Origin of the sequence: Planktothrix paucivesiculata PCC 9631 (assembly GCF_900009265.2) — a bacterium.
GTDB classification, from domain to species: Bacteria; Cyanobacteriota; Cyanobacteriia; order Cyanobacteriales; family Microcoleaceae; genus Planktothrix; species Planktothrix paucivesiculata.
Map to the genome: position 1 here is coordinate 1 of NZ_LR735138.1, position 235 is coordinate 235.

The window sequence follows — 235 nt, forward strand, 5'->3', positions numbered from 1 at the left end:
TTTGATCGGTGAAATTATTCCTAAGTGTAAATATTTGAAGCATTCATAGTTTCTGACTTCTTGAAATAAGTCTTTATACTCGGCACAATATTCATCTATGATGGCAACTGTTGGCTGAGCCTCTCTTGCCAAATGCTTCAGGATTTGTATTTCTACATCCATTGCCACACCTACTTTGTAGAGTTTGATCTTTTGATTCTTCTATTCATTATACTCGGAGACTGACAAAAGAGGG

1 pseudogene is annotated in these 235 nt (G+C 36.2%); it reads right to left on the minus strand.

Annotation, left to right across the window (positions count from 1 at the left end):
- Positions 1–162: pseudogene (locus PL9631_RS25835) on the minus strand (IS701 family transposase); the annotation flags it as partial.
- Between the last annotated feature and the right edge of the window lie 73 nt (positions 163–235).